Below are 6,718 nucleotides of genomic sequence, written 5' to 3' on the forward strand. Positions count from 1 at the left end.
ATTGATTATCAGGTGATGGATACTTTGCAGGAGTATGTTTTAATTAATACGAAACGTCGGCGTATTGACTGTTTTCGGCGTAACGAACAAGGACTGTGGGTTTTACAATTCTACTCAGCAGAACAAGATTTTTTTCGGCTGTATAGTGTAGATTTTGAAGCCACCATAGCGGAAGTTTACGAAGATGTGGTTTTTTAGGAATTTTATTCCCTCTTTTTCACTATCCATTGAGTAACAGGTGACATAGCCCGCCAACCTAAAAATTTACCAATGGGTTCTGCTCTTTGGATAGCAATACGAGTTAAATCTCCACCAACTTGATTATACCATTGAAACAGGGTTTGCTCTCCTTCTACAGTAACAACATTAGCTACTAACCGCCCGCCCGGACGCAATGCTGTCCAACAGATATCAAAGAGCTTTTCGGCTGTGACTCCACCGCCAATAAATATAGCATCGGGTGTGGGTAAATCTTTTAAGCTTGATGGTGCTTGACCATGAATAATTTTTAGCTGGGGAGTTCCCAAAGCTGCGGCGTTGTCGACTATGTACCTTAGTCTAGAGGAATTTTTTTCTATAGCCAGGGCTTGACATCGGGGATGAGTACGCATCCACTCAATGGAAATTGAACCGCAACCCGCGCCCACATCCCATAGTAGTTCTCCAGGTGAGGGGGCTAATTTTGCTAAGGTTACTGCTCTGATTTCTCGTTTGGTTAACTGTCCATCATGATCATAGGCATGATCTGGTAGTCCTGGTAATCTAGGTAAGGGTATGATTCCAGGGTCAGCAATACAATTAATTGCGATCGCATTCAAAGCAGCTATTTCTATTTTACTCCAAGATGCCGCAGTACCTTGTATAATTCTTTCATTACTACCGCCTAGATGTTCTAAAACTGTGATTTTGCTGCTACCATAACCGCTATTTGTCAAGATTTCGGCTACTATTCTAGGTGTGTCTTTGCCTTCACTCAAAATCAACAGTTTGGCTTGGGGATAAATGTAATACTTGAGAAGAGAGACCGGACGACTGCATAAACTCAAGGTTTCTGTTTCGGTTAAGGACCATCCTAATTTGGCGCACACTAGGCTAAAGGTTGAAGGTGCAGGAATAATTATGATTTCTTCTGGGGGAATTTCTCGGCTTAGGGTGACACCGATACCATAATACATGGGGTCACCACTGGCTAATACACAGATTAATTGACCCCGACGACGGATAATTTCACCTATGGAGGTGCTAATGGGTGATGTCCAGGTGATTTTCTCCCGTGGGTCTTCTGGGGGTAACATTGCTAAATGGCGATGACCCCCAATGATTACTTCTGCTTGATCAACTAGAGAACGAGCCACAGCACTTAAACCCCGTAACCCATCTTCACCAATACCTATAATTGATAGCCATTTTTTGGTCATAAACTAGCTCATCTCTGATTAGTATAAATTTAAATCTACACCATGAACTCAAACTAGGGTTAATACTAGTTAATATGTGTGAACTATTGATGAAAAATGTGAAGTATTGATGATCATAGCCGACTAATCATGTTAAATTACTAAAGCTCAAAGTTGGGAAACTCCGGTGCAATTCCGGGACTGTGCCGCAACTGTGAAGGTAAGGAGCCAAGAAAAACATTCACTTTATTTACTTGCCAAGTCAGAACGCCAATCTGAGCAGTGTTGTTAAGACACACTTATTTATCTACTACCTGCGTCGCACAGGGAAGGAGTTAATGTTTTGCTGTCCGGTTTTAGTTTATGTCCTGGATTATTTTATGATACACCCGCCCAAGATGGGATATTATCGCGCATCAGAATACCAGGTGGGATTCTGGATAGTAAACAGTGTCATGCCATCGCAGACATAGCAGATAATTATGGCGGTGGTTATGTCGATGTTACCAACCGGGCTAACTTGCAAATCCGCGAATTACTCTCCGGAATCAGTTCCCAGGTTCTCGAAGGTTTACAAAATATAGGTGTTGGTTCTCGCAATTTCGCTGTTGACCACATCCGTAATATTATGACCAGCCCCACTGCTGGTATTGACCGCCAAGAATTAATGGATACCCGTCCTTTGGTTAAAGAGTGGGACAACTATATCGCCGCACACCCCGCCCTGTCAGGACTATCAGCAAAATTTAGTGTGGGCTTTGATGGTGGTGGTGCTGTCTCGGTGTGCGATCGCCCCAATGATGCACTGTTTGCGGCTGTGTTAATTGAGGGTAAAGTTTACTTTCGTCTGTGTCTCAGTGTGGGTGTAAAACCATTAATTGACACGGGAATTGTTTTGTTACCAGACCAATGTGTGTCAGTGTGTGGTTCTTTGGCTGAAGTTTATCTTGGTCATACTAATTCCACTGGTAGGCGCAAGCTGCGTTTGCGAGAGTTGTTGAATAATTGGGGTTGTGAAAATTATCTTCAAGAAGTTGAACAAGGTTTACCTTTTAAAATAATTCGCCAGCCAAAGTTAGACAAAACCACACCAGAAAAAAGGTTAAACTGCCAATATCAACATCTAGGGATTCATCCCCAACGTCAGCAAGGTTTATATTATATTGGTGTGGTTTTACCTTTAGGTAGGCTGGAAAGTCGGCAATTTCGCGGTTTAGCTGATTTAGCTACACAATTCGGTAGCAGTACTCTCAGATTGACACCCTGGCAAAATTTGCTCCTGACTGATATTCCAGAGCGATCGCTTACCCAAGTTAAAAATAAAATCACTGGTTTAAAATTAGATTTTTCACCCAGTAATATCAATAGCGCATTAGTGGCCTGTTCTGGTAATAAAGGTTGTGCTGCTTCCGCTACTGATACTAAAGGTGATGCTTTGACATTAGCAAAATATCTCGAAACTCATGTAAACCTCCATCACCCAGTTCATATTCACTTAACCGGTTGCCAAAAATCTTGCGCTCACCATGGTAATAATGATATAACATTGCTCGCTGTTAACCTAGAATCAGACAATGAAACTTTGGCGGCCTATCACATATATATTGGTGATGGCTTGGGTAGCGTAGCCACAGGCGACAGCCAGGAAAAATTCGGTCGTCAACTCTATCAATACGTGACTTTAGCTGAGGTTCCCATATTATTAGCCCAAATGTTACAAGTGTATCAAGTTAAACGCCAAAATCCTCATGAATCCTTTGGAGAATTCGTTAATCGCTATGAGATTACTCAATTGCAGTCTTTATTCTCCTTAGTAAAGTAGGCTGATTTTTGTTACCATTCACCATTGACTATTTTACCATGGCTGACTACATCCGAAATGCTCAAGAAATCTACAGTAAATCCTTTGCCATCATCCGTTCAGAGGCTAACCTGGATGTGCTACCACCTGATGAGCAACAAGTTGCTGTACGTCTGATCCACGCCTGTGGAATGACTGATATCGTTAATGACTTGGCATATTCATCTAAAGCGGTGCAGTATGGACGGGCAGCACTAGCAGCAGGTGCGCCTATTTTATGTGATTGTCGAATGGTTGCTGAAGGTATTACTAGCCACAGACTACCTGCAAACAACAAAGTTATCTGCACTCTGTATGATATGGAAGTTCCAGCCCTAGCCAAGCGTTTGGGTAATACCAGATCGGCAGCTGCGGTGGAATTGTGGCGATTGCACTTAGACGGGGCAGTGGTGGCAATTGGTAATGCACCTACAGCACTATTTCACTTGCTGGAAATGCTGGAAGAGGGAATGCTTAAACCAGCAATTATTTTGGGTTTTCCAGTGGGATTTGTGGGTGCTGCCGAGTCAAAAGCAGCACTAGCAAAAAATAGCAAAGGTGTACCATTTGTAACTTTACATGGACGGCGTGGTGGTAGTGCGATCGCCGCCGCCGCAGTTAATGCCCTGGCATCAGAGGAAGAATAAATATGCAAACCAAAGGCCGTCTTTATGGAATTGGTGTCGGTCCTGGCGACCCAGAACTATTGACTTTGAAAGGACTAAGACTATTACAGTCCGTTCCCGTGGTGGCTTATCAGTCAGCAATAGATAAAGATAGCATAGCCAGGGCGATCGTTTCTCAATACCTCTCTGGCAATCAAATTGAAGTGCTGTTTCACCTCCCCCGCGCCCTAGAGCCAGAAACAGCCAGTGCTATTTATGACCAAGAAGTTGCACCCATTGGCGAACACCTGGCCGCAGGAAGGGATGTAGCAGTTTTATGTGAGGGTGACCCGTTTTTTTATGGCTCTTTTATGTACGTTTTCACACGTTTATCTGAACAGTACCAAACGGAAGTTGTACCAGGAGTTTCCTCACTCATGGCTTGTCCTGTAGCCTTGGGTGTTCCCTTTACCTATTACAACGATATTATGACGGTTTTACCAGCCCCCATGCCCGCCGAACAATTAACCACACACTTACTAGCTACCGATGCAGCAGCAATTATGAAACTAGGTCGCCACTTTACCAAAGTTAGAGATGTTTTACATCAATTAGATTTGGCATCACGGGCATTATATGTTGAGCGGGCAACTATGGCACAGCAAAGAATTGTCCCCCTGGATGAAGTTGACCCAGATCAAGTACCCTATTTTTCCATGATTATCATACCTACTAAAAGTCGGTTGTAGGTTTACCAACAAGTAGTACTTATGGAAGGTGTTATTTTTGTAATCATAAATATCATTAAACCATGATCAAGGTTGCCCCCGCAGTTATAGTACTGAGTCAAAACAGCGTCCCACTAGCCCGCCAAATCATCAGCATACTACAGGGTGGGACATTATACGGCTTGACAGGTCGCACATCTGGCGTTGATGTTAGCTTCACCAATTTTGGTGAAACATTGCGGGAATTATTCGCACAGGGAACACCCTTAATTGGGATTTGTGCTGCTGGTATCCTCATCAGAACCATAGCACCAATGCTGTGCGACAAAAAACAAGAACCGCCAGTATTAGCCGTAGCTGAAGATGGTAGTGCGGTGGTTCCCCTATTAGGTGGACTCAATGGCGTGAATGATTTAGCGCGAGGCATTGCTGAAGCACTAGATATTGAAGCAGCAATTACCACCACAGGTGATATTCGTTTCCGCACAGCTTTATTATCTCCACCCACTGGATATCATTTAGCTAACCCAGAGGAGGCTAAGAAATTTATCTCTGATTTATTAGCAGGAGCGCAAGTCAAACTGGAAGGAAACGCGCCTTGGTTGAGTAATAGTCAATTACCCATCAACCCCAACGGCAATTTAACCATTACCATTACAGAGCAATTAGTCACTTCAGCACCCAACCGCCTTATTTATCACCCAGCAACTATAGCCATTGCTGTCAGTGAAAGTATTGATCTAGATATAATACAACAGCTGTTAGCAGATGCCCAACTTGCCCCAGCATCAGTGGCAGGAATTTTTGCCCCCATTACCATAGCCGCAAATCCAGCATTAACAGACATTGCTAACGCTTTTAAAGTGCCTATTCGGTTTTTAACCTCAAATCACTTAGAAAAATGGATATCACAGGGTTATAGCCCTGCGCAAGCCATAGCCATGAATGTCACTGATTCATCTCCCTTATCCACCTCTTTTCCTCACCTAGCTGTGGCCATAGCCAACACACCCATTGACCCCAGCACCATCGGTCAACCCAGAGGGCAGTTAGCAATTATTGGCACGGGTCCGGGTGGTCAAGAGTGGATGTCTCCAGAAGTAAAAAAAATACTTAAATCTGCCACGGACTTGGTAGGATATAAAACATATATAAATTTAATTGGTTCTCTGGCAGATGGTAAACAACGACACGAGTCAGACAACCGCAAAGAAATCCACCGGGCTACAATGGCATTAGATTTAGCAGCATCAGGGCGATATGTAGCCGTAGTTTCTTCTGGCGACCCTGGTATCTATGCTATGGCCGCAGCTGTATTTGAAGCATACGAGCAAAACCTTAAACCGGAATGGGAAAGTATTGATATACACGTTGCACCGGGTATTTCTGCCATGCAAGCAGCAGCAGCAGCTATTGGCGCACCATTAGGACATGACTTCTGCGCCATTTCACTCTCTGATATTTTAAAACCTTGGTCAATCATTGAACAGCGAATAGCAGCAGCAGGTGAAGCTGACTTTGCGATCGCCTTTTATAATCCTGTTTCTAAAGAGCGTATTTGGCAACTAGCAGCAGCCAGAGATATTTTACTGCAATATCGACAACCTGATACCCCAGTAGTATTAGCCAGAAATATCGGCAGACCAGGACAAATGGTGAAGGTAATCAAATTACAAGAGTTAACATCTGATGTTGCGGATATGCGGACAGTTATTTTAGTTGGTTCTAGCCAAACTCGCAGAATTCAGCGCGGTTACGGAAGTATTTATGTATATACACCAAGGCGATATACTGAATAGCTGGATCAGACTATATATAGCGAATTTTGCCCAAGTGAGGTACATTCTTAGCAGACAAGACTTGTACTGAGCGTATATGCCCGCAATACAAGACTTTCATCATTTACACTTATATCTCACGTGTTTAAGAAATGCTATATCAGCAAAAAAAGCCAAATAAAAACAAAAGCCCCTTCTATTATTGAAGAGGCTGTTATTTATGGTGTTGAAAAAATGAACCTGGCATCGAGCTATTGTTGCAGAGGGCAACCCCAAAACTATCGTCGCCGCAACAGCGTTTCACCTCTGAGTTCGGGATGGTATCAGTGTGGTTCCACCGTGCCATAGACACCAGGAAAAATTGTCGGGT

The 6,718-nt window shown here is 43.4% G+C and carries 6 protein-coding genes, 1 rRNA gene and 1 riboswitch; of the genes, 5 read left to right on the forward strand and 2 right to left on the reverse strand.

From position 1 onward, the window contains the following. Nucleotides 1–198, forward strand: a 198-nt coding sequence (locus tag NWP17_RS14595; protein ID WP_280655617.1) for a Uma2 family endonuclease, incomplete at its 5' end; no start/stop codon positions are given. A gap of 5 nt (nt 199–203) precedes the next feature. Here the strand turns inward: NWP17_RS14595 and cbiE are convergent. Next, nucleotides 204–1,418 carry a precorrin-6y C5,15-methyltransferase (decarboxylating) subunit CbiE gene (cbiE, locus tag NWP17_RS14600; protein WP_280655618.1) on the reverse strand — a complete coding sequence of 405 codons (1,215 nt, stop codon included), beginning with the start codon at nt 1,416–1,418 and terminating at the stop codon, nt 204–206. Between the two features lie 145 nt (nt 1,419–1,563). Then, a riboswitch (adenosylcobalamin-variant (AdoCbl-variant) riboswitch) is annotated at nt 1,564–1,678 on the forward strand. 62 nt (nt 1,679–1,740) lie between these two features. Here cbiE and cobG point away from each other — a divergent pair. The 4 genes from cobG (at nt 1,741) to cobJ (ending at nt 6,369) form a co-directional block, all read left to right on the forward strand. After that, complete coding sequence (cobG, locus tag NWP17_RS14605; protein WP_280655619.1) at nt 1,741–3,219, forward strand: precorrin-3B synthase; 1,479 nt, start codon at nt 1,741–1,743, stop codon at nt 3,217–3,219. Nucleotides 3,220–3,257: 38 nt separating this feature from the next. Beyond that, nucleotides 3,258–3,884, forward strand: a complete 627-nt coding sequence (locus tag NWP17_RS14610; RefSeq protein ID WP_280655620.1) for a precorrin-8X methylmutase — start codon at nt 3,258–3,260, stop codon at nt 3,882–3,884. Between the two features lie 2 nt (nt 3,885–3,886). Further along, nucleotides 3,887–4,591, forward strand: coding sequence for a precorrin-2 C(20)-methyltransferase (locus tag NWP17_RS14615; protein ID WP_280655621.1), 705 nt, complete (start codon nt 3,887–3,889; stop codon nt 4,589–4,591). A 62-nt stretch (nt 4,592–4,653) separates the two neighbouring features. Further along, nucleotides 4,654–6,369, forward strand: a complete 1,716-nt coding sequence (cobJ, locus tag NWP17_RS14620) for a precorrin-3B C(17)-methyltransferase (RefSeq protein WP_280655622.1) — start codon at nt 4,654–4,656, stop codon at nt 6,367–6,369. 217 nt (nt 6,370–6,586) lie between these two features. On the opposite strand, the gene rrf is transcribed toward cobJ, so the two are convergent. Then, nucleotides 6,587–6,704: ribosomal RNA gene (gene rrf / locus NWP17_RS14625) — 5S ribosomal RNA — on the reverse strand. Nucleotides 6,705–6,718 lie beyond the last annotated feature (14 nt).

Source organism: Chrysosporum bergii ANA360D (assembly GCF_029891735.1).
GTDB classification, from domain to species: Bacteria; Cyanobacteriota; Cyanobacteriia; order Cyanobacteriales; family Nostocaceae; genus Umezakia; species Umezakia bergii.